Raw genomic sequence first — 21,022 nt, forward strand, 5'->3', positions numbered from 1 at the left:
CTGTGATCGAATTTGCCCATAGGCAATGGATTGAAGGTGATTGATCCTTGTAGGAGCGAGCATGCTCGCGAAAAACGTCCAGACAACGCGGGCTTACAGAAAGCCCGCGTCATCGTTGACGTCCATCGCGAGCATGCTCGCTCCTACAGGGGGGGCGTAGCCCTGTTACTTCAACACCAGCATCCGATAAACCCCGGCCTCGGCTTCGATCCCGTGGGTGTCATGGGTGAAACCCGGGAAGGATCTGTCGAAGGCTTCCAGCGCCTTGAGATAGGCCAGCAGCGGACCGTCGGCAGCCCCGGCGTTCTCACCCGGCATCAGCAAGGGAATGCCCGGCGGATACGGCACGATGCCGGTGGCGGCAATGCGCCCGGCGGCTTGTTCCAGGGTGACCAGTTCGATGTCGTTGCGCACCAGTTTCTCGTAAGCCTCCACCGGGCTGAAGACGGCTTGCGGGAGCGTGCCGAACGCCTGGGCCATGGCCGAGGTGGTCTTGTGTTGCTTCATGGCGGCGAAGATTTCGTCAGCCAGGTCCTTCAGACCCATGCCGGCGTAACGCGTCTGGTTACCGGCCAGCAGGTCGGGCAGGCACAGCTCCAGCTCGACGTTGTCGTCATAGTCGCGCTTGAAGTCCAGCAGCGCGTTGACCAGCGTGCCCCATTTGCCCTTGGTGATGCCGATGGAGAACAGGAACAGGATGGTGAAGTCGGTGGTTTTCTCGACGACGATGCCCTGGCGTCCGAGGTACGCCGTCAGCACACAGGCCGGGATGCCCGAGGCGAGCAGGTTGCCGTCGTCGCCCATGCCGGGGCTGAGCACCGAGACCTTGATCGGGTCCAGCATGCAGTAGCCTTCCTCGATGTCGCCAAAGCCGTGCCACACCTCGTTGGGGTGGAGGACCCAGCAATTGGGCTCGGTTTTCAGCAGCAGCGGATCGACTTCGTGGAACGGCACCGTGGCATTGCCCACTTGCACGGTCGGCGGCTGCCAGCAGGTGAAGAACCAGTCGTTTTTGCTCAGCATCTCGTTGTGCATGCGCGAGATGACCTGGCGGAAGGCCACGGCTTCCTCGATGGATTCGCTGGTGAGGATCTGCCCGCTGGGCGCTTCCATCATTGCCGAACTGACGTCGCAGGAGGCCATGATCGCGTAGTTGGGCGAGGTCGAGGCGTGCATCATGTACGACTCGTTGAATCGTCCGTGTTCGATCGGGTTGCGGCCGTTGCGCACGTGAATCATCGAGGCCTGGGACAGGGCCGCCAGCAACTTGTGGGTCGACTGGGTGGCGAATACGGTCGGCTTCGAATCATCGTGATCATCCGGGCTGCCGTGCATGGCGTGGCGGTCGCGGTACAGCGGGTTGAAGCGCGCATAACCGTACCAGGCTTCGTCGAAATGCAGGCGGTCGACACTCTGGCCCAGCAGTTCTTCGACACGGGTGACGTTGTAGGTCAGGCCGTCGTAGGTGGAGTTGGTAATGATCGCGTGGACCGGCGTCGGGTCGATGCCGTCCTTGACCAGCGGGTTGTTGGCGATGGCCGCTTTCACGCCCTCGCTGCTCAGGGTTTGCGGCAGGATCGGTCCGATGATGCCGTAGCGGTTGCGCGTCGGCACCAGGTAGGTCGGAAGCGCCCCCGACAGGGTCATCGCATGCTCGGCGGACTTGTGGCAATTGCGGTCGCACAGGGCGATCTGGTTGCGCGTGACGCTGGCCATCAGGATCACGCGGTTGGACATCGACGAGCCGTTAGTGACGTAGTAGGTGCGATGGGCGCCGAACACCTTGGCAGCGTAGCGCTCGCCTTGGCCAATGGGGCCGCTGTGATCGAGCAGCGAGCCCAGTTCACCGACTGAGATCGACAGGTCGGAACGCAGCAGGTTTTCCCCGAAAAACTCGTAGAACGCCCGGCCCGCCGTGCTTTTTAGAAACGCCGTGCCACCGGCATGGCCGGGGGTGTGCCAGGAATACTCATAGGACCTGGCAAACTTCACCAGCGCCCCGAACATCGGCGGCAGGGCGGCCTGACGATAGCGTTCGATGGCAGCCAGGATACGTCCGCTGAGGAAGCGGCTGGTGTCCTCCGGTAACCAGATAAAGTCGTCGGCGTGTTGCATGACCAGTAACGGAATGCTTGACGCGGCGGTCCGGTCGCTGATCAGGAACACCGGCACTCGCGTGTTGCGTTCGCGCAGTTTGACCAGCAATTTGATGCAGTCTTCGTGACCTTCGCTAGTGTCCATTTCCCAGCTGATCAGCACGCATTGAACGGCCGGGTCCGAACGCAGGATCGACGCGGCATCGCTGAGGCTTTCCGAAGCCAGTACGCTGACGCCACGTCCCTCTACGTCACTGACCAATTGATCCAGGGCGCGACCAAACACCGTGCGCTTGTCCGCCGGGCTGCTGACCAGTAGCGCGAGCATCCCGAGTGAATGTCTATATTCCGTCATGCGTTAACCTCCAGAGTGGCTTTGTTCAAGCTGTTCACCGGCACCGGTTGGCCAGTGATGTGCTGCGCGCTGACGGTCTGTGTCGGCACGCTGTTGTTGAACGCTTCGAGGCGAATCAGGCGGTTGTTGACGAAGCCGAACAGCGTGTAGCCGAAGATGGTCGCCACGCCGCCGAGCATCAGCGCCTGCTCGCCGGAACTGTAGAGCGCCAGGTAGCTGTAGGCCGCCGCCACCCAGGCAATGATGTTGGTGGCCAGCGCCTTGCCTGCCGGTACGTTGGACACCTTCTGCATGGTCATCAGCGCGGCCATGGAGAGGATGTACGGCACCAGGTTGGTGACCACCGCGAGGTTGACCAGGGTGTCGAACTGTTTGCTCAGGTCCGGGCTGATGGTGAGGAAAGCCAGTGCCGTCTGCGCCGCCAGTAGCACCAGCATGCCGACAATCGGCGTTCCGGCCTTGTTTGACTTGGCGAAGATCGACAGGAAGTAACCGGTGTCCGCCGAGCTTTTGTAGACCTGGGCAATGGTGAACTGCCAACCCAGCAGCGAGCCGATACATGCCAGCACCATCGCGGCCATCACAATGTCGCCGACCAGCGGGGTGAACATCTTGGCGAAGACCAGGCCGAACGGTGCGGTAGAGGCGGCCAGTTCCGGGTTATCGACGATGCCGGCGATGACGTTGGTGGAAACGATGTAGATCACCGCCGCGCCGAGGGTGCCGCCGAGCACCGCAATCGGTACGTTCTTCTCGGGGTTTTCCACCGCATCGGTGTTGGCGCACGCCGATTCCAGGCCGAGGAAGGCCCACAAGGTGATCGCCACCGAGGCACCGGCGGCGTCGAACCAGCCCATGTTGTGCGGGTTCCAGCCGGCGGCATACACGCTGCTGTCGAACCAGAACCAGCCAATGGTGGACACCAGCACCACCGGCGCAATCACGCCCCATACGGTGACTGCACCAATCCGGCCGGTAATCCGTGCACCGCCAAAGTTGGCGAACGTGGTGATCCACAACAGCGCAATGGTCGCCAGGCCCACTTGCAGTGAGTCCAGCTGAATATGGAACAGCTCCTGGATATAGCCGACCGCGGTAATGCTGATCGCCACGTTGGCAATCAGCAACGAGAGGCCATAGGTGTAGTTGGTGATGTAGTTACCGGCCTTGCCGAAGGTGTACTCTGCGTATCCCCCCATGCCGCCGGTCTTTCGGCTGAGCATCCCGCATCGCGCAAAGGCATAGGCCAATGCCAGTGAACCTGTGGCTGTGATCAGCCAGGAAAGAATCGAAATTGCCCCAACTTCCGCTAGTTTCGACGGTAGTAGCACAATGCCTGAGCCCAACATGTTGACCGCGGTCAACATCGTCAGTTGCCCCACACTCATTTTTTTTGCGACTGACATTCCGTTGCCTCATAAGTTGGCGGAGAGAGCTTAGCTATAGCAAAGTTTTGAAATGTCGCAAGAAAATGACTTTCGTTTACTGAGGCAGATCAATGTATTGCATAGAAGGCATTATGCTGGCCCCCAGATTGCCCGCTTATCGCCAGAATCGCTTTATTTTCAGGCGGTTAGGTGGAATGCAGATGCGCAATGTCTGGGTCGTGCTGATCTCTTTCAGCGTCGCGGGTCTTACAGTTCCTGCCTCGGCCAGGGAACTGAAGCCCGGTGATACTTATATGTGCAGTTGGGGCGCGGGTACCGCGGCAAGAGCCCAGGAACTCAAGTTGTCCGGGGTTTCGCTGTATGCGGCGCGGCAAAAAATCCAGGCGTACAAGTTTGCCAAGTCGTGGATGCGGATGATGGCAATGGGGATTACCGAACAAACTTACGACAGCCCGACACGGATCAAGCCTGCGGCGGTTCGGCAGAGTTTTTATGACGATTGTGTGAAGTACAAGTTGGCGCGGTAGGAGCGAGCATGCTCCGGGCGGCGTTCCGACGAAAAACCTGAGAGTACCGCGGGGTGTCACGCTCCCCGCGTTATCGTTGACGACCATCGCGAGCATGCTCGCTCCTACAAGGTCTGCGGGGTACAGGATGGCCTTTGTCGGATCAGGCACCCGGTTGAGCAACGCCGTCTATATTGAATGCCTGACATCAAGCCCGAAGGCTGATTCACCTGACATTGCATAAACCTCAATTCAATCAGGAGATCATCATGACCCAGCTCGACAAAGTCCTGTACACCGCAAAAACCCACACCACCGGCGGCCGGGATGGCGCCTCCCGCAGCTCCGACGGCATCCTGGATATCAAACTGTCGTCCCCGGGCGCAGGCGGCGGTGGCACCAATCCCGAGCAGTTGTTCGCCGCCGGGTGGTCTGCCTGCTTCATCGGCGCGATGGGCGTGGCTGCCAAGGAATTGAAAGTGGCGCTGCCCAAGGACGTGGCTGTCGATACCGAAGTCGACCTGGGCACCAATGAAGGCGGCTACCTGCTGCAGGCGCGGCTGAATGTGAGCCTGCCGGGACTGGATCGCGAAACCGCGCAGAAACTCGTGGACACCGGGCACAAGTACTGCCCGTACTCGAAAGCTACCCGCAACAACATCAACGTCACGGTAAAGTTGGTCTGAGTTGAAATAAAAAACAGTCTTGGCGACAGCTTGGGGCAATGTCGCCAAGACTCGGAAAGTATTCAGTGGTCAATAATCGGATCCGCCAAATAGTCTGACTGTTTAGTCGGGCAGGTAATAAATGAGACCCTGTCGCTATCGTTGGCTTTTTGCTCGCATGGTAACTAGTGGATCCAATTGTCAATATCGATGTTCATTTTAAACCTATCAGGTCAGTTGGAATGGGCCTCAACGCGCAAGTTGATACCTGATAACCCATCCCGAAGGCCCCCAAGGACGCTACCGCTTGTCGGTGCTGTGGTTAAAAAATGAACATTTTCGGGCTGTGGGCCTCAGATCCTGCAGCACGTCATCCATGGCATGCTCTCGCAATCGAAAAAAAGAAGCGGAAATAGAACCTCAAATGCAGTGAATGCAGATGGGGATTTTTTTTACCCGAAAAATTGAGAGGTAGTATCTACGCTGTCATCAATTCCTCAACTGGCTCAATAGGATTTAGTAATTAACCTATTGGTCGGTTTTCTTGTATGAGCAAGGTCGTGCAGAAAAACATTCTGCTGGTCGGCCGATCTGTACTGTTGAATAAGGTGGAGAGATACCGTGGCGATAAATACAATTATGAGCCTGATCGAACATAAAGAATTCATGGAGTTTTTGCGGCTGGGGGTTGTTTACGTTCATTTGCTCGCCTGTTGCGTGGCGATGGGTTTAGTGTTGACCAGTGATATTGCAATGGTCAGGGATATGTTGAAACGCAAAGTGCTCACTGAACATGACAATGCACACATGGAAAGTCTTCAGAAATCTGTCGTGGTGGCATTGATCTGTCTATGGGTGACCGGTACTGCCATCATCGGCATCGACTACCTCGGCAAAGGCATGGAGTACTTCATGAATCCGAAGCTTCACGCCAAGGTGATCATTGTCGTGCTGCTGACCTATAACGGCATCCTGCTGCACCGACTGGTATTGCCTGCCCTGCAAAAGGCAGGCTCCTTGCTGGAACTCCGATTCAGCGCCCGGATGCTGGCCCTGTTTTGTGGCTCGCTATCGGGAGTATCGTGGATGTATGCCGCCATGCTCGGCGTCGGCCGTCCTTTGGCCTGGAAATACTCCCTCTCGGAACTGTTGATGGCTTACCCGGTTCTGATTGTGCTCGGCTTCTTGACGATGCTGGCGTTGACTCAGCGAGCCAAGCGCCACAACACGACTATCGCGCCGCAATGGGCGACGGCTGGCGCGCACTGACTCAGTGATGCGCGAGCGCCTGGTTCGTTGGCGTTGAAGTAAAAAGGTCCTGGCGACAGATTGGGAGCAACTTCGCCAGGACCTGAAAGCGTTTATATCACTGCGCTATAACGAGGAACGGAGCAGGGATCAATCCATTTCGTCACGGTCGACGCCTGCCACTGCTCAAGCGCATCGATCCGAACCACCGGATCGGAATCTAACAGCAGCATCTCGCTGTGCTCGATCTTCATGAAGCCTTCAGCCACGGCCTTCCCAACCCCAGCGGGCGAAATCGCGGCTTTACCTGGAGGATGCGCACCGCCAGTTGTATGTGGCAGCAGGCGCGCCTGTATTATCGCGAGGGCGCCAGAAAAACCTCACTGGCGCACCAACTTCGCGCCTGACGCTGTTTTCCCGCCGTGGATGTCGCTCGCCCGGACCCGTCCGCTGGCCCCTTGGGGGGCGGCGGACGGCCGTCCCATGCGAGGCGATCAACGCATCGCTGGTCGGCATCTTCATTGCATTCTTTTGGTGGTGCAATGCGTGCTCTGACAATGTTTTTTTCAGAGGGGACTGCACGCATAGTCACTTGCCGTCACTGGCGTGTCACTTAAGCTGGTCGTGGCGTTTTTTTGACGTTATCCGGCGGCATTTTATATTTATATTTATTATTGTGACGTGCTATTGACGTACTGGCTATCTGCTTATAGGCTCCATTTAGCCTGATTAGATTTCTTCAACCGACCAATTGCAAACCCTCAGCGCAGGGAGGCGGTTATATGCGGACGACAGTTTTCATTAAGTTGATTGTGTTATTTGCGACTCTGAATGGAGTAGCCGTTTCCACTGCCCAAGCCGCCAATTTGCCCTATGAAATTAGTCGCATAAGTAGCGCTTGCGAGGGTGCATGGGCTCAAGCAGCCGTAGCTTCGACCGAGGGCACCACTGCTGCGACGGCGAGTCTTGGCGAGGACCATGGTGGCTCTTCGCTAGATGCCAAAAGTGCCCAATTTACCAGCTCTGATAATGGATCCGAGTCGGGAGCAAAGGCTTCCGTCAATACTTCAACGTGCGACGGATTAATGACGGAAGTTGCCAAACAGCAGTTCGTGATTGATCCAGTGCAGGACAAGGGACTGACTGGCGAATCGGCGTTCCACGTCAGTCAACCCAATGCAGTACCGGTATCTGCGGTTGTATGGTTATTCTCTTCCGCACTATTGGGTTTCATCGTTGTCGCCAACCGGCGCAAGATCTAAGTGTCAGGTTTCCGAGACAGTTTTTTCTTGCGGGTGTTACAGGTTTAAAGAGGTCGCTGATTGTAAGGGTTGATCTCGTTAGATGTGCTATCCAGGCGGAGGAATTCAAATGCTGCGTTTACTGTTACCTGCACTATGTGCGCTGGCTATCGTGCCCAGCATGGCCCGCGCCGCCGAAGAAAAGGCCTATCTCCTGAATTCGGGAGATATTATCGAAGTGTCCGTTTGGGGCGAGCCAAGGGAGAATCGAGAACTCGTACCTGTGCTACCCGATGGCAACATTACTTTGAAGCTGGCAGGGCAGGTCAAGGTCAAAGGGTTTGATACGGCTCAGGCCGAAAAGGCCATCACTGAAAAACTCACAAAATATTATCCCGATCCGGTGGTCAGCGTTGTTGTCACTGATGCCAAAGGCAATGTCGTCTTTGTCCAGGGCAAAGTACTCAAGCCTGGCAAGGTGCAGATGACCGGTGAGACCGAGGTACTGCAGGCATTGAGTGAGGCCGGCGGGTTCGACAAGTTCGCAGACAAGGACGATATCAAGGTCTTGCGGCGCGAAGGGAAAACCCAGAAAGTACTGGCCGTCAACTACAGTGATCTGATTTCCGGGCAAGACATGTCCACTAACTTTCAACTTCAGGCCGGCGATACGCTGGTCGTTCCCTGACATTGCGCGATGCATTAAGGATTAACTTGCGTTCATTGCAAACAACCGGAGTGGTGATGGCAATATTGACTTTGCCATGTTCCGGCATGGCTTACGCCGGCACCTGGCAGTCGGCAGTCGCACTGCCCATGACCGTCGAGCACGACAGCAACCCATTGCTCTCGACGACTAACGAGAAAGCGGTGACTCGAACGATCATTGCCCCCGATTACACGCTGTTGGGTAATTTTGATCGGGATCAGTGGCAGTTTGGCCTCGGAGTCAATGTCGAGCGCTCGTCCGATCCCGACATCGTGTCCGATCGAGAAGATCCGAGGCTGTCGTTTGGCTGGCAACGCGAGACTGAAAAGGGTGGTTACGGGCTCACGGCGAGATACATCGAGAGCTCGACGCTCTCCACTGAAGTCCAGGAGACCGGTGTGACCGCGCCCGATGGCACGCAAAAGCTCTCGAACATCGGCGGTAACTGGCGAACCGCGCTGACCGAGCGCAGCACCCTGGTCAACGAAACCGACTACACCCATGTCGAATACGACACCGCCACGCTGACCAACTATGATGAGCTGACGACGCGTTTCAGCTTGCTTTATCAATGGAGTGAGCGGGTCGAACTGTTCACCCGTTCTGAAGCGACGCGCTACGAGTCCAAGGACGAGACCATCCTTGGCTCCTCCAACAGTTACACCCAAGTGGCCGGTGTGAACTTCCAGATCTCCGAGAAGTTTACGGGGTCGGTGTACGGCGGCGTCAACAAGGTTTCCGACAGCGACAGTGGCCCCACCGGCCAAGGTGGCGTGAACCTGCGTTACACCGGTGAGCGTGTCGAGTCCAGCGTCGACGCCAGTCGCAGCACGATCGCCAACGGGGAGAACGGTCTGGTCGAATCCGATGAGCTACGGGGTACCTGGAGTTATCTGCTCGACGAGACCAGTCGTGTCGGTCTTGATGGCTCCTGGCAAGAAACCAAAGGGGACGCGGCCAGTACCTTTCGCCGATACGGCGCCTGGGCGAGTCGGGAACTCTCGCCTTTTTGGCTTGCACGCCTATCCTTCACCTACAAAGAGCGCGAGCGAGATGGCTTGCCAAATGCCGATGCCAACATCATAGGGATGACCTTGATCTATAGTCACCCCGACTTCTGACCTTCAGCAGCGTGGTATTTATGTCCTCTGAATACGAAATGTCGGTCAACGACTACATTGCAGTAATCAAGCACCGGGCCTGGCTGTTGATTGTGACGGTGGCCGTGATAATCGGGGTGAGTGTATTGGTGGCGACGTCCATGCCACCGATCTATCAGTCGTCCGGAACTATCCTGGTGGAATCTCAGCAGATTTCGCCGGACCTGGTGGCGGGGAACAACAATACCTTTGCCGACGAGCGCATCGAGGTCATCCGCCAGCGCGTGATGACCCGCGAGCACCTGGAGGCGATCATCAACAAGTACAATCTTTTCGAAACGGGCAGCCGGAACCTGACCCTGACCGAAAAGATCGAAGAAATGCGCAATTCGATTTCAGTCGCCCTGGTCAGTGCGGTGGTCAAGGGGCGGGGCGAAGTGACGATTGCCTTCCGCCTTGCCTTCGAGCACAAGGAACCGGAAGTCGCGAACGAAGTGGCCAACGAACTGGTGACGCTGTTTCTCAACGAGAACATCAAGCAGCGCACCGAGCGCGCCAGTGAAACCACCGAGTTCCTGACCCAGGAGGCGAACAAGCTGCGCACCGAACTGGAAGTGCTGGAGAACAAGCTGGCGGACTTCAAGCAGGCCCATGGCGACGCGCTGCCCGAGCATCAGGAGCTGCGCATGAACATGTTGTCGCGCTCTGAACTTGAACTCAAGGATATCGACCGGGACTACAAGGCGGCCAACGAAGAGTTGCGCTTCCTGGACCTCGAACTGTCTGCGGCCAATGCCGGTGTACCGACCAAACCGGGTACGGCGGGTACGGTCGCTGAACCACCGCAGGATCTGGCCAGCCTCAAGGCCGAGTACGCCCGCCTGCTGACGATCTATAAGGAAGCCCACCCGGATGTGCGGGCCGTCAAACGCAAGATTGCCGCAATGCAGGCAACCGGAGGCCGCGGCGGTTCCGTCACGCCAGTCAGCCTGGACGTTGCCAGGGTCCACACGCGCATTGCCGCCTCGGAAATGCGCATGAGATCGCTGGCCGGGCAGAAGCAGGAATTGCTCAGCAAGATCTCAGCCCTGGAGAGCCAGATTCTCGAAGCGCCGCAAGTGGAGCGCGGCTTGGTCACGCTGATGCGCGACCATGAAAACGCACGCAAGAAGTACGAGGAAATTCGCACCAAGGAGATGAGTGCGAAGATTACCGAAAGCCTGGAGCAGGAAAACAAAGCCGAGCGTTTTGTGCTGCTCGAAGCGCCACTGATGCCGGAAAAACCAGTGCGGCCGAACCGCAAGAAAGTGATGGCCCTGGGCTTTGTCCTCGCGCCGGTAGGGGCGGGTGCACTGGTGATGCTACTCGAGATGCTGAGCCAACGGGTACGCGGTGTCGACGCACTGACCAGTGTGCTGGGTAGACGCGTACTGGTTGCCATTCCCTACATTCATACCCAGGCGGAACTGGCTCGCCGCAAACAGTGGCGAACGATACTGGTGCTCTGTGGCGTAGTGATGATCGTGGTCTCTCTGGTGCTCCTGCACTTCTTCTACATGCCACTGGATCTGCTGATGTTCAAAGCTCTGGCGCGGTTTGAATAAGGAATATTGCGATGGAAATTATTAAGCCACCTCTGGGTAAAGGCGAACAATCGCTTTCGTCAGGCCTGGTGATCTCTACATCCGGACAGCATGCACCGGTCAATGCGCTCAGCTACGTGCAAACCAAGGTCGTACCGTTGCGCGCAGAGCACCTGGAGCGCCATCGCATTGTCGCCTACAACAAGAATTCGAACATGGGCTGGGCGTTCGATCTGCTGCGTACCCAGGTCCTCAAGGCCATGGAGGAAAATGGCTGGCGCACGCTCGCCATTACCTCGCCGACGCCGGAGGCGGGCAAGTCGGTGTTGGCGATCAACCTGGCAATGAGTATCGCGCATCACACGACCAAGACCGCGCTACTGGTGGATTTCGATTTGCGTTGTCCCAAGGTGGGTAGCTACCTGGGGCTACCGATGGAAAAATCGCTCAATGAATTGCTGACCAACGAAGCAGAACTGCAAGAGGTCCTGGTCAATCCGACCTTGCCGCGCTTTGTGGTCCTGCCGACGCGCGAACCGATTCCGCTCTCCACCGAGGTGCTGTCCTCCCCGGCGGTGGGCGAGTTGATCGTTGATCTGCGCGACCGCTACAACTCTCGCATCGTGATCTTCGATTTGCCGCCGGTGCTGAGTTCGGACGATGTAATTACCATCCTGCCCAAGTTCGACTGCGTCCTGCTGGTGGTTGCCAACGGCATGAACACCAAGAAAGAGATCGAGGAAAGCCTGCATCATCTGGGCAGGGCCAATCTGATCGGGACGGTGCTGAACAAGTCCGGGCCGGCCAAGCGCCCTTACTAGGCGGAGCTGGCTTGTAGGGTCGCCGCATCGCAGCGATGGCGGCCTAATAGCCGACCGGTCGTTCGCGGCTGTACCCGGTCTCCTGTAGGAGCTGGCTTGCTAGCGATGGCGGCCTGATAGTCGACCTGTTCTTTGTTGTCCGAGTACATATCCATTCCTGCGGTAACGGCCACCTATGGTTCCGCTCTTACAGCGGGTCACTTGGAAAAGCCCTGTAGGAGCGAGCCTGCTCGCGATGAACCTGAGAACACCGTGGGGTGTCTGGTACCCAGCGTCATCGTTGACGACCATCGCGAGCAGGCTCGCTCCTACAGGGCCCGCCGCGATGGGCCATCCTTGGCCCAGCGCGGCTAAACCGGCATCCATGCCGGTTTACCCACTGCGCAGAACCTCCACTCGGCCTCTCGATATAGGTTGTCCGTTCCTTTCCTCTTCCATACTTCGGTGTCTGGAAGTCAGTTTTAATCAAGGGAAGGAGCATGCACCTGTGGGCTACGAATATGCCTCTCAAGCACGCGATGATTACCTCCTCACCTTCGAGCCCACAGGTGCGCTTGCGCCCTCTAACGAATACTCAGGGAAAGCCCGACACGGCTCTCTATATCGCTTTCGCTGGACGTAAGCATGCATGTTCCTGCATGTACTTTAGCGCCTGTGGAGGTTGTTGATGCAAACGCTCCTGTCTCAGAAATTCACTGCTTATGTCGGAATAGATTGGGCAGATACCAAGCATGACGTGTGTTTGCAGGTCGCGGGGGAAACCCGGCGGCACTTCTCTGTCATCGACCACACACCCCAATCGATTGATCGTTGGGCGAAATCGTTGTTTGAGCGCTACGGCGCTCCGATCGCGATTGCTCTTGAGCTCAACAAGGGCCCGTTGGTGGCGGCCCTGCAAAAGTACGAGTTCTTTTGCCTGTTTCCAATCAATCCGAGCACCTTGGCCAAACACCGTAAAACCTTTGTCCGCAGCGGTGCCAAGGATGATCCGACCGATGCTCAATGGGCGCTTGAGTTGTTGCTCACCTATCCCCAACGGTTTGCGCAGCTGATGCCGCAAAGCCCGGCCATGCGTATTTTGGCCAGCCTGACAGAACATCGACGTGCACTGGTTGATGAGCGAGTGAAGGTCAGCAACCGCTTGATCTGTACGCTCAAACAGTATTATCCATTGGCCCTGGAGCTGTTTAGCAGTCATGACACCGTGGTGTTCTGTGACTTTCTGATGCGCTGGCCCACGCTTGAGCACATCAAGCGTTCTCGCCAGAGTACTTTTCTCAAGTTCTTTAATGAGCACAACGCTCGTCACGCTCAACTCAATCAAACGCGCTGGGAAATCATCACCCAAGCGATGCCTTTGACACAGGACCCGGGGGTAATACGTCCTTCGCAGTTGTACGCAACAGCCTTGGCGTCGCAACTCAAAGGGCTCCTTTCCACCATCAAGGATTTTGATCGCGAGATCGAAGAAACGGCCAGCACCTTGGCCGATTACCCGATCTTTAAGGCACTCCCTGGCGCCGGCCAACATCTTGCGCCGCGCCTGATGGTGGCTTTTGGTGAACAGCGTGATCGATTTAGCGACGCCAATGCGATGCAGCGATATGCCGGAATCGCACCCGTTACCGAGCGTAGCGGAAAGAAGAAAGTCGTGTATTGGCGCTACCAATGCTCAACCTTCTTGCGTCAGACCTTTGTCGAATGGGCCGCTCACAGCATCACTCAATCAACGTGGGCCGAGGCTTATTATCGGCAGCAGCGGGCTAAAGGCTGCTCATACCAGGCGACCCTGAGAGCACTTGCTTTCAAGTGGATCAGAATCGTCTATCGCTGCTGGAAAAACGGCACCGTCTATGACGAAATGGCTTACTTGCAGGCTTTAACGCGGCGCGGATCAACGTTGGTAGAGGCGCCGATGGAGGTAGTCACAGGTTGACGGACAGGCTCAGGGCGTGAGGGGGCAAGAAAATCAAAAGCCAAAGCAAAAGCGAGGCGGCCTACGAGCCGACCTGATTTTGCGGGTGTACCCGATCCCCTGTAGGAGCTGCCGAAGGCTGCGATCTTTTGATCTAGTTGTTGCTTGGCTTGTGCTGTTGCTGTTCGCCGCACGGCGCTACGCGCCCACCCCCGGCTGAACGCCGGAACGAGGCCTCCCGAAGGGGCGGGTAGATCAAGATCAAAAGCTGAAGGCGAGCTAACGCTCGGCCTGATGAGTGGTGAAAAGCGGGGTGGGGCGCAGGTCCGCTTTTCGTGCGTTAAGACGATAGACTCAAGAGCGCTGCGTTTAGTCAATAAACACGCGGTATCGTTAACGACCATCGCGAGCAAGCTCGCTCCTATGTGGGGCGTTGCCCGCATTCAGTGCCAGGGATGCTTCTTCTCCCACTCCCAGGCGTGCGCCACGATCTGTTCCAGTGTGCCGTATTGCGGTTGCCAGCCCAGCAAGCTTTTAGCCCTTCGAGCATCCGCCACCAGCCGTGGCGGGTCGCCAGCGCGGCGTGAGGCGTCACTGATAGAGATGTCCCGGCCGGTCACGCGGCGCGCCGTGTCGATCACTTGCTGGACCGAGAAGCCTTGGCCATTGCCGAGGTTGAAAGCCGTGCTGGTACCCCCCGCCAATAAATAGTCCACGGCCAGCGCGTGAGCGGCCACCAGGTCGACAACGTGGACGTAGTCGCGAATACAGGTGCCGTCCGGCGTGTCGTAGTCAAAGCCATAGACGGTGATGTTTTTGCGCCGGCCTGAGGCGGCCTGCAGGATCAGCGGCAGCAGGTGGGTCTCCGGTTCATGACGTTCACCCAACTGCCCATCAGGGTCCGCGCCGGCGGCGTTGAAGTAGCGCAGGCAAACCGACTTGAGCCCGTAGGCGCGGTCGAAATCTTCCAGCACCTGCTCCACCATCCACTTGCTGCGACCATAGGGGTTGATCGCGGCCTTGGGGTGCGCTTCGTCGATGGGCACATACGCCGGGTCGCCATAGACGGCGGCGGTCGAGGAAAAGATGAAGTGTTTGACCCCGGCGCGAACCATGGCCTTGAGCAGCGTCAGGGTGGCCGCCAGGTTGTTCTGGTAATACTTGGCCGGTTCGGTGACGGACTCGCCCACCTGGATGAAGGAGGCGAAGTGGAACACGGCATCGAAGTGGTGGGTGCCGAACAAGGCGTCCAGCGCCTGTGCGTCGGCGATGTCGAGCTCGACCAGTGTGCCGCCCAGCACCGCGCTGCGGTAGCCCGTGGAAAAGTTGTCCGCCACCACCAGTTCGTGCCCCGCGCCAAGCAGCTGCTTGACCATGTGTGAGCCGATATAGCCTGCGCCGCCAATCACCAGAAATTTCATGCAGCTCTCCTTGACATCGTTGTGGTGTCAGCGCGAGGCGCCTGACCCATCCTTCAAAAGAGACAAGTGACCTGCGAGGTCACTTGAGACTGTCACTCACTTGCTATGGTTTTTTCAGGAACAACCAATTGGACGCCTGCAGGCTGTCGAACTTGATCGTGTAGCGGCCATCCAGGTAAGTGGCAGGCAGTTTTCCAAGTTGCCCAAGGGGCCCGCCCTGGGTGAACAGGGTCAAGCCCTGGGGGGCCTGGATGGTCAGCGTGCCCTCGAGGGGCTCCACGTAGAAAGGCGTCTTGTTGTCGTCCCTGGGGATGGCCCGGGTGCCCAGGGAAATCAGCAGGTCCGCGGACTTGCCAACGGGCGCGTCGTCCAGGCTTTGCACCACCACGCTGGCGTAGGTGGTCTTGATTTGCACCTGGATATTGCCCAGCTTGATCGACTCGCCGCCGATCCAGCCGGTTGCCGCCTGGGTGCGAGGCGTATCGATGGTGTAGATGCCTTGTTTCCAGTTGCGCTTGAGTTCACCGGTGTCCGTGGTGGACTCGCTGGCCGTGGCGTCCAGTAGCGACTGTGCCGGGTCATGAAACACCTGTGCGTTGCTGGCGATGATGCCCGGTTTCAACCAGGGCAGTTGCGGCGTCTGTGGCATGGCGATTTGCAGTTTGCCTTTTTCCATGGCGGTGCGCAGCAGGGCCGAGTTGACCGGTGTAATGCGTTGGTTGAACAGGGTCTCTGGCGTCGGTGCGAAGACGTAGGTGGTCTTCGCTTCGTGAACATCGGCGCGACGATAAAGCAAGGCGGCGGCGGGCAGGGTAGCCAGCATGGCCGGGTCGTTATAGGCGTGCCAGTTGCCCGCCGACATCCCTTGCTCGGTGATTGGCTCCTGACTATAGGCATATTGCATCAGCGCATCCCAACCCTGATGACTGGCCGTCCCGGCCATATAGAGTGGCAGCGAATGGCGGTCGGCTATCGGGAAGGGTTCGTTGTTCCATTCCGTGACGGTCAGGGGTTTGCCGACGACCTGGCCAGCGGCGATCCAGTCCACCAGATTGGCGCTGGTCAGCGGGTTTTTTTCAAGCTGTCCCGGGCCACTGTAGCTATGCACGTCGATCACGTCTCCTGCCGTCAGGGCCGGCAGGGCGCTCAGGCCGTTGCCGCCCCAACTGCTGTTGGTGGCAATCGGCACTTTCACGCCTGTCTCGCGCAGGGATTCGATCATGTCTACGTTGAAGCGCCGTTCCAGATCGTTGAGGAACAGCTTGGCGGGGCCAGGCTCCCAGGACCGCCAGGTCTGGTTTTCAGACAGGTCGTGCTGTTTGGCAAAGGCCTTGGCTGCCTTCATGTACAGCTCGTTGTGCCTGGGCACATCCTTGTCGGGCAGCAGGGCGTTGCCATAGTGTTGGGTGATGTCGTTTTCGTTGGTGATCAGCACGGCGGCAATCGCCGGATCGTCTTTGTAGGCGAGGCCGGTATAGCTGTTGACATGGCTCATATAATCCTTGGCAAAGCGTTTCATGGCCTGCTGGATCGTGACGTTTACGTAGGCGTAGCCTTTGAGGTCGGCGATGCCATACTGGTTCTTCGGCAATTCGTCGAAGCCAAAGATGTTGTCGTTCGCCCAGAGGGCTCGTCCGACGTGCATGTCGAGCCAGACATAGATGCCCTCGTCCTTCAGGCACTTGATCCACCAATCGAGCTTCTTCAGCGATTCTTCGCTCAGGTGCTGGGTATCATGCACTTTCGTGCCGTCACCGAAGATGTTGGGGAGGACCCACAGCGAGTCATGGTGATGCAGTCGCACCAGATTGAAACCCAGTGCCGAGAGGCGCTTGGCCTGCAGCTTGATCGCATCATTCTCCGTGCGAAACAGCGTATAGGCCGACAGGTTGGTGCCCCAGAAGCGTGCCGGGGTGTTGTCGGCAAACAGCAGTTGCTCGCCGACAGCCTTGACGAAGCCGCGCTTGCCCGCAGGCTTTTCCTGGGCATTGAGAAAGGACAGGTCAACCGGTGCGGTTTTCCAGTCCAGCCTGTCGCTCGGCCAGCTCTTCGGGTCCGCGATCCCGAAGCGCTCGGCGGCGGTCGGACCCAGCACCACATCACCGGACACGCTAAACGTGGCTTTGAAGTTTTCGCGACCGGGTTTGATTCTGTCCTGGTACAGGAACGCCCGCACCTGGGATCGATCACCGGGTTCGAAATACACCCTCGCCAGCGCGGGCTCGAAGCGCATCTCGATGCGCCGCCCTTGGGCATTGCCCCAGGACCAGCCACGGTTGCCGGGCAGCAGCACCGGCTCGCCCATTTCTTCGGCAAGGGCCGGGTCGAAGTTGAAGACGATGCCCCCGCCCATCACGTTCGGCTTTACGCTGTGAGCATCCAGGACAAGGTTCATGCTCAACGTCTGCTCGTCTTCCTTGCGAATCTGCCCGGTCGCGTCGAAATCCAGCTTATGGCTCTTGCCTTCCATGGCGTAGGCATAGGGCGAGATCACCTTGAGCGAGGGGGTAAAATCCGCCCAGTCCCAGTTGCCCCCCCAAAACACGAATTGAGAGGCCATGGCGGGACTGCCACCCCGCGTGAGCTGGGGCAGGCCGCTACGCTCATCCACGCTGGCGACCCACTCCGACGCCCGGGTACTGAGCGGCCAAATGACAAGAAACAAGAGAAAGACTGACAGCAGAGGCATGCGGTAAAAAAAACACGTCATGAGCGTTACCAGGTCCGTTGGAGAGTACTCTTGCTGTTTGCGGTCTCTGCGCGCTTGAGCCTGCGCGCCATCTGAGCATAGGACACGCCGAGTCCGGCTACCGACCAATACACCACGGGGATTACCGTGATACTGCTGACGGTGATGATGGTCACCAATATCCCGGCCAGTGTCGCCAGCAACGCACGTCCGAGTCGGCGTGACTCATCGTCCGGGTTGGGGAACGAACGCATCGCCTTGCGAATGCCGAGCACAATCGTGGCGAAAAAACCCACGAACAGCGACAGCCCGATAACGCCCATTTGCAGGGCGATGGCGATATAGGTGTTGACGATGTCGATGATGCCCTGGCCCTGGATCATTGACTGCATTTCAGGGGTGCTGCGGTAATCGAAGGAACCCAGCCATGGATTGCGCTGGATGACGATCAGCGAGTTATCGATCAAGCGCTGGCGGTAGGTGATGTTCTCGGTTTCTACCGAGCCGATGAAAGGCAGCAGATCAAGGATTTTCTGTCCGCCGGGCAAGATGGCCAGCAGGGGCAGGGCGAGCACGGCGGCGACCCCGAGCAGCATCAGGCGCCTGACCGCATAACGGCCGGTGCCGATGAACATGACGATCATGACGGCGACACCGATCCACGGGCCGCGCGACAGGGGCGCAAACAGGCCTCCGGCGAGCAGCAGGGCGCCGAGTCGCCGCTGCAGTTTGCTGCGCACGCCCTCCTGCAGGAACAGGTAAAAGCCGATGGCCACGGCGATGACATAGCCCAGAACAATGGCCTGGCCAGTGGTGACGCTGGCGCGCAGCGAGCCGCCACGGCTGAGATAGGTGGAGATTTCCCATTGCACGCCCATGGCGTCGGTCAGTGCGTTGTACAGCAGCCATCGGCGGGAAAATTCGAAGAGACCGATCAGCGACAGCAGCATGGCAGCGAGTAAAAAGCCCAACAGTGCGTCCTTGAAATCGCTGACATTCTTCAGCGCCCGGCTGGCAACGTAGTAAGGCAAAAAAACATCGACGAACAGATTGAGCGATTGACGCAACGTGTCTGTGGGCGTGGTTTGGCGCAGGGAAAGAGCGGCGGTCAGGAGGAGAAAGGCGAGCAGCAGCTTGTCCGGCCAGATGCGCCCGAAGGGCAGTGTACCCGGCTTCTTGCGCAACACGAGAAAAGCCGGGAGCAGCACACACAGTGACAATATACGTACATGGTTCAGGTCAAAAAAATAGTTGATCAGGCCGAAGCCGGGGACCTGCGCCGAGGCTGGAGGAATGAGAAACAACAGGAAGAAAAACAACGCCATGGGGTTGCGCTCACGCTGTCGCGTGACCGTCAGGATGATTGCGGTAACGCCCGCATACACCCAGAAGCTGTGGGAGACAAAGGCCAGCACCGTCAATGCGAACCATAGATTGCGCCGACGGGTGAAATCACTGAGAGGGATCAGATCTGCCGCCGGTCGCCGTGCAAAAGCGAAGACGATACCGGCAAGGACCAGGATGACGACTAACGCGCGAAAGTGCTCAGGCATGGGCTACCGATATTATTGATGAGTGAGCGATGGCTAATGGCTAGTGGTTTGCCTAATAGCGACTATAGTACCTTTCGTGTCGTCCAATACGGGATTGATGTTATGCCTTCATTACACATCTCGCCATCGTTTAGCCTTCGCGGGCGAGCAATATCTGCTGGGGCATGGAACCTGGGGGCGCTGGTCACCTCTCAGGTGATGCGCCTGGGCGGCAACCTGGTGATGACCCGCCTGCTGATGCCGGAAATGTTCGGCATCATAAGCATCGCCGCCACCGTTTTATTCATTCTGCACCTGCTCTCCGATGTGGGGTTGCGCCAGAACATCCTGCAGAGCCCGCGCGGCGACGATCCGGTATTTCTCAATACCCTCTGGACCGTGCAGATCGTGCGCGGCTTTGTGCTGTTTGCCTTGACACTGTTTCTCGCCGTCGCTGCCTGGTTTGCGCAAAGCATCGATTTTTGGTCGCACAGCTCCACCTACGCCGCACCGGAGTTGCCGATGGTATTGGCCTGGACCGGTCTTACCGCGATCATCTATGGGTTCCAGTCGACGAAAGTCGACCTGGCAGTTCGCGCTTTCCAGCAAAAGAAAGTGGTGATCGCCGAATTTATTTCCCAGGTGGTCGGCCTGCTGGTGATGTTGGCCATCGGTTACTTCACCCGCTCCATCTGGTCGCTGGTGGCTGCCGGCCTGGCCGCGGCCCTGGCCAGCACGCTGCTTGGGCATTTCTGGTTTGAGGGACCGTCCAACCGTCTGCGGTGGGAACGTGCCGCGCTCGACGAACTGGTGGTCTTCGGTCGTTGGATATTGTTGTCTTCGGCCGTGGGCGTACTGTCCATGCAGGGTGACAGGATCATTTTCGGCGGCAGCATGACAGTCACCGAAATGGGTGTGTATTCCATTGCCGGGCTGATCCTGGGCGCTCTTCAGACCGGTGTATTGAAAGTGGTCGGGGCCGTGGCCCTGCCGGCCTTCGGTGAGGCCTCGAGAACCAACGACTTCGAGCGTCTGCGCAGGTTGTATTACCGCTTCAAAATGATGGTCGACGTTGCGCTGCTGTTTCTTTGCGGGCTGTTGTGGGTCACCAGTCCACTCATCATCAGCTGGTTATACGATGATCGGTATGCTGAAGCTGGCCACATGATGGCCGTGCTTTCGGTGTCTTTTTTCACGATGCGCTACATCGTGGCCAATCAAGTCTGGATCGCCTTGGGGCTCACCAAGTACCAGGCCATCGACAACATCATTCGTGTTATTTCGTTATGGGTGCTGGTGCCACTGTTATTGGCTATCGGCGGGGTCGATTACGCGCTTTGGGGCGTCGCCCTGCATACGTTGCCGACCTTGGTGTTGGTTGTGTATGTCAATCGTCGCGTGGGTATCCTCGATATCAAGCGTGAACTGATCGTGTTGCCTATGCTGGTGGTGGGGGCCTTGTGTGGTGAGCTGGTGCTGGTGGTTTCCAGGTGGCTTTTCGGTTGAACCGGTTGGCCAGGTTTTTTGACCTGGTGCCTTTGAAATTTCAGAAGCAATTTCGATCCCGTGGAGCCGTGAGTGATGAGTGAACGCGAGTTGAATACCTCTGTCATCAGTCGCAGAGGGCTCATTCGGGCATTTGCCCTGTTAAGCCTGGGGGGGCTGGCGGTGAAATTTTCCGGGGTTGGGACCCGGCCTCCTGCAGGAAAATCCGAGTTTGTCGTTATCAACGGGTGGGTGTTACCTACCGCGC

At 57.9% G+C, this 21,022-nt stretch carries 16 protein-coding genes; 10 read left to right on the forward strand and 6 right to left on the reverse strand.

The window, feature by feature from the left end; all coding sequences use genetic code 11:
* Positions 1 to 165: 165 nt before the first annotated feature.
* Both ACA058_RS12485 and potE read right to left on the reverse strand, forming a co-directional pair.
* Positions 166 to 2,451, reverse strand: a complete 2,286-nt coding sequence (locus ACA058_RS12485; RefSeq protein WP_497639352.1) for an Orn/Lys/Arg family decarboxylase — start codon at positions 2,449 to 2,451, stop codon at positions 166 to 168.
* Positions 2,448 to 3,857 (reverse strand): putrescine-ornithine antiporter, encoded by a 1,410-nt coding sequence (potE, locus tag ACA058_RS12490; protein WP_497639353.1) that lies wholly within the window; start codon positions 3,855 to 3,857, stop codon positions 2,448 to 2,450. The genes ACA058_RS12485 and potE overlap by 4 nt, the downstream gene beginning before the upstream one ends.
* A gap of 182 nt (positions 3,858 to 4,039) precedes the next feature.
* Between potE and ACA058_RS12495 the strand changes: the two genes are divergently transcribed.
* The 3 genes from ACA058_RS12495 (at position 4,040) to ACA058_RS12505 (ending at position 6,279) form a co-directional block, all read left to right on the forward strand.
* Positions 4,040 to 4,366 carry a hypothetical protein gene (locus tag ACA058_RS12495; RefSeq protein WP_497639919.1) on the forward strand — a complete coding sequence of 109 codons (327 nt, stop codon included), beginning with the start codon at positions 4,040 to 4,042 and terminating at the stop codon, positions 4,364 to 4,366.
* 248 nt (positions 4,367 to 4,614) lie between these two features.
* Entirely contained in the window at positions 4,615 to 5,031 is a 417-nt protein-coding gene (locus ACA058_RS12500) for an Ohr family peroxiredoxin (RefSeq protein ID WP_492641116.1), read from the forward strand.
* A gap of 600 nt (positions 5,032 to 5,631) precedes the next feature.
* Positions 5,632 to 6,279 (forward strand): hypothetical protein, encoded by a 648-nt coding sequence (locus ACA058_RS12505; protein WP_497639354.1) that lies wholly within the window; start codon positions 5,632 to 5,634, stop codon positions 6,277 to 6,279.
* 92 nt (positions 6,280 to 6,371) lie between these two features.
* Here ACA058_RS12505 and ACA058_RS12510 read toward each other — a convergent pair whose 3' ends face one another.
* Positions 6,372 to 6,512, reverse strand: a complete 141-nt coding sequence (locus tag ACA058_RS12510) for a hypothetical protein (RefSeq protein ID WP_497639355.1) — start codon at positions 6,510 to 6,512, stop codon at positions 6,372 to 6,374.
* A 528-nt stretch (positions 6,513 to 7,040) separates the two neighbouring features.
* Here ACA058_RS12510 and ACA058_RS12515 point away from each other — a divergent pair.
* The 6 genes from ACA058_RS12515 (at position 7,041) to ACA058_RS12540 (ending at position 13,648) form a co-directional block, all read left to right on the forward strand.
* Positions 7,041 to 7,520 (forward strand): hypothetical protein, encoded by a 480-nt coding sequence (locus ACA058_RS12515; RefSeq protein WP_497639356.1) that lies wholly within the window; start codon positions 7,041 to 7,043, stop codon positions 7,518 to 7,520.
* A gap of 109 nt (positions 7,521 to 7,629) precedes the next feature.
* Entirely contained in the window at positions 7,630 to 8,187 is a 558-nt protein-coding gene (locus tag ACA058_RS12520; protein ID WP_497639357.1) for a polysaccharide biosynthesis/export family protein, read from the forward strand.
* A 56-nt stretch (positions 8,188 to 8,243) separates the two neighbouring features.
* Positions 8,244 to 9,329, forward strand: coding sequence for a hypothetical protein (locus ACA058_RS12525; RefSeq protein WP_497639358.1), 1,086 nt, complete (start codon positions 8,244 to 8,246; stop codon positions 9,327 to 9,329).
* A gap of 20 nt (positions 9,330 to 9,349) precedes the next feature.
* Complete coding sequence (locus ACA058_RS12530) at positions 9,350 to 10,912, forward strand: GumC family protein (protein WP_497639359.1); 1,563 nt, start codon at positions 9,350 to 9,352, stop codon at positions 10,910 to 10,912.
* Between the two features lie 11 nt (positions 10,913 to 10,923).
* A complete protein-coding gene (locus ACA058_RS12535; RefSeq protein WP_497639360.1) occupies positions 10,924 to 11,712 on the forward strand; it encodes a CpsD/CapB family tyrosine-protein kinase in 789 nt (262 codons plus the stop codon).
* Positions 11,713 to 12,379: 667 nt separating this feature from the next.
* Positions 12,380 to 13,648 carry an IS110 family RNA-guided transposase gene (locus ACA058_RS12540; protein WP_497635127.1) on the forward strand — a complete coding sequence of 423 codons (1,269 nt, stop codon included), beginning with the start codon at positions 12,380 to 12,382 and terminating at the stop codon, positions 13,646 to 13,648.
* Between the two features lie 422 nt (positions 13,649 to 14,070).
* Here the strand turns inward: ACA058_RS12540 and galE are convergent, their stop codons facing one another.
* From galE to ACA058_RS12555, 3 genes are all read right to left on the reverse strand, one after another.
* Positions 14,071 to 15,048 carry a UDP-glucose 4-epimerase GalE gene (gene galE, locus ACA058_RS12545; RefSeq protein WP_497639361.1) on the reverse strand — a complete coding sequence of 326 codons (978 nt, stop codon included), beginning with the start codon at positions 15,046 to 15,048 and terminating at the stop codon, positions 14,071 to 14,073.
* A 103-nt stretch (positions 15,049 to 15,151) separates the two neighbouring features.
* Positions 15,152 to 17,758 carry a glycoside hydrolase 5 family protein gene (locus ACA058_RS12550; protein WP_497639362.1) on the reverse strand — a complete coding sequence of 869 codons (2,607 nt, stop codon included), beginning with the start codon at positions 17,756 to 17,758 and terminating at the stop codon, positions 15,152 to 15,154.
* Positions 17,759 to 17,763: 5 nt separating this feature from the next.
* Complete coding sequence (locus tag ACA058_RS12555) at positions 17,764 to 19,290, reverse strand: O-antigen ligase family protein (protein WP_497639363.1); 1,527 nt, start codon at positions 19,288 to 19,290, stop codon at positions 17,764 to 17,766.
* Between the two features lie 102 nt (positions 19,291 to 19,392).
* Between ACA058_RS12555 and ACA058_RS12560 the strand changes: the two genes are divergently transcribed.
* Positions 19,393 to 20,775, forward strand: coding sequence for an oligosaccharide flippase family protein (locus ACA058_RS12560; protein WP_497639364.1), 1,383 nt, complete (start codon positions 19,393 to 19,395; stop codon positions 20,773 to 20,775).
* The last annotated feature ends 247 nt before the right edge of the window (positions 20,776 to 21,022 follow it).

It is taken from the genome of Pseudomonas sp. LBUM1649 (assembly GCF_059716155.1).

What these genes read in the sequence shown, in the direction of transcription:
- ACA058_RS12485 (WP_497639352.1), bottom strand. Translation starts at nt 2,451, where the DNA reads ATGACGGAATATAGACATTCACTCGGGATGCTCGCGCTACTGGTCAGC.
- potE (WP_497639353.1), bottom strand. Translation starts at nt 3,857, where the DNA reads ATGTCAGTCGCAAAAAAAATGAGTGTGGGGCAACTGACGATGTTGACC.
- ACA058_RS12495 (WP_497639919.1), top strand. Translation starts at nt 4,040, where the DNA reads ATGCGCAATGTCTGGGTCGTGCTGATCTCTTTCAGCGTCGCGGGTCTT.
- ACA058_RS12500 (WP_492641116.1), top strand. Translation starts at nt 4,615, where the DNA reads ATGACCCAGCTCGACAAAGTCCTGTACACCGCAAAAACCCACACCACC.
- ACA058_RS12510 (WP_497639355.1), bottom strand. Translation starts at nt 6,512, where the DNA reads ATGAAGATCGAGCACAGCGAGATGCTGCTGTTAGATTCCGATCCGGTG.
- ACA058_RS12515 (WP_497639356.1), top strand. Translation starts at nt 7,041, where the DNA reads ATGCGGACGACAGTTTTCATTAAGTTGATTGTGTTATTTGCGACTCTG.
- ACA058_RS12520 (WP_497639357.1), top strand. Translation starts at nt 7,630, where the DNA reads ATGCTGCGTTTACTGTTACCTGCACTATGTGCGCTGGCTATCGTGCCC.
- ACA058_RS12525 (WP_497639358.1), top strand. Translation starts at nt 8,244, where the DNA reads ATGGCAATATTGACTTTGCCATGTTCCGGCATGGCTTACGCCGGCACC.
- ACA058_RS12530 (WP_497639359.1), top strand. Translation starts at nt 9,350, where the DNA reads ATGTCCTCTGAATACGAAATGTCGGTCAACGACTACATTGCAGTAATC.
- ACA058_RS12535 (WP_497639360.1), top strand. Translation starts at nt 10,924, where the DNA reads ATGGAAATTATTAAGCCACCTCTGGGTAAAGGCGAACAATCGCTTTCG.
- ACA058_RS12540 (WP_497635127.1), top strand. Translation starts at nt 12,380, where the DNA reads ATGCAAACGCTCCTGTCTCAGAAATTCACTGCTTATGTCGGAATAGAT.
- galE (WP_497639361.1), bottom strand. Translation starts at nt 15,048, where the DNA reads ATGAAATTTCTGGTGATTGGCGGCGCAGGCTATATCGGCTCACACATG.
- ACA058_RS12550 (WP_497639362.1), bottom strand. Translation starts at nt 17,758, where the DNA reads ATGACGTGTTTTTTTTACCGCATGCCTCTGCTGTCAGTCTTTCTCTTG.
- ACA058_RS12555 (WP_497639363.1), bottom strand. Translation starts at nt 19,290, where the DNA reads ATGCCTGAGCACTTTCGCGCGTTAGTCGTCATCCTGGTCCTTGCCGGT.
- ACA058_RS12560 (WP_497639364.1), top strand. Translation starts at nt 19,393, where the DNA reads ATGCCTTCATTACACATCTCGCCATCGTTTAGCCTTCGCGGGCGAGCA.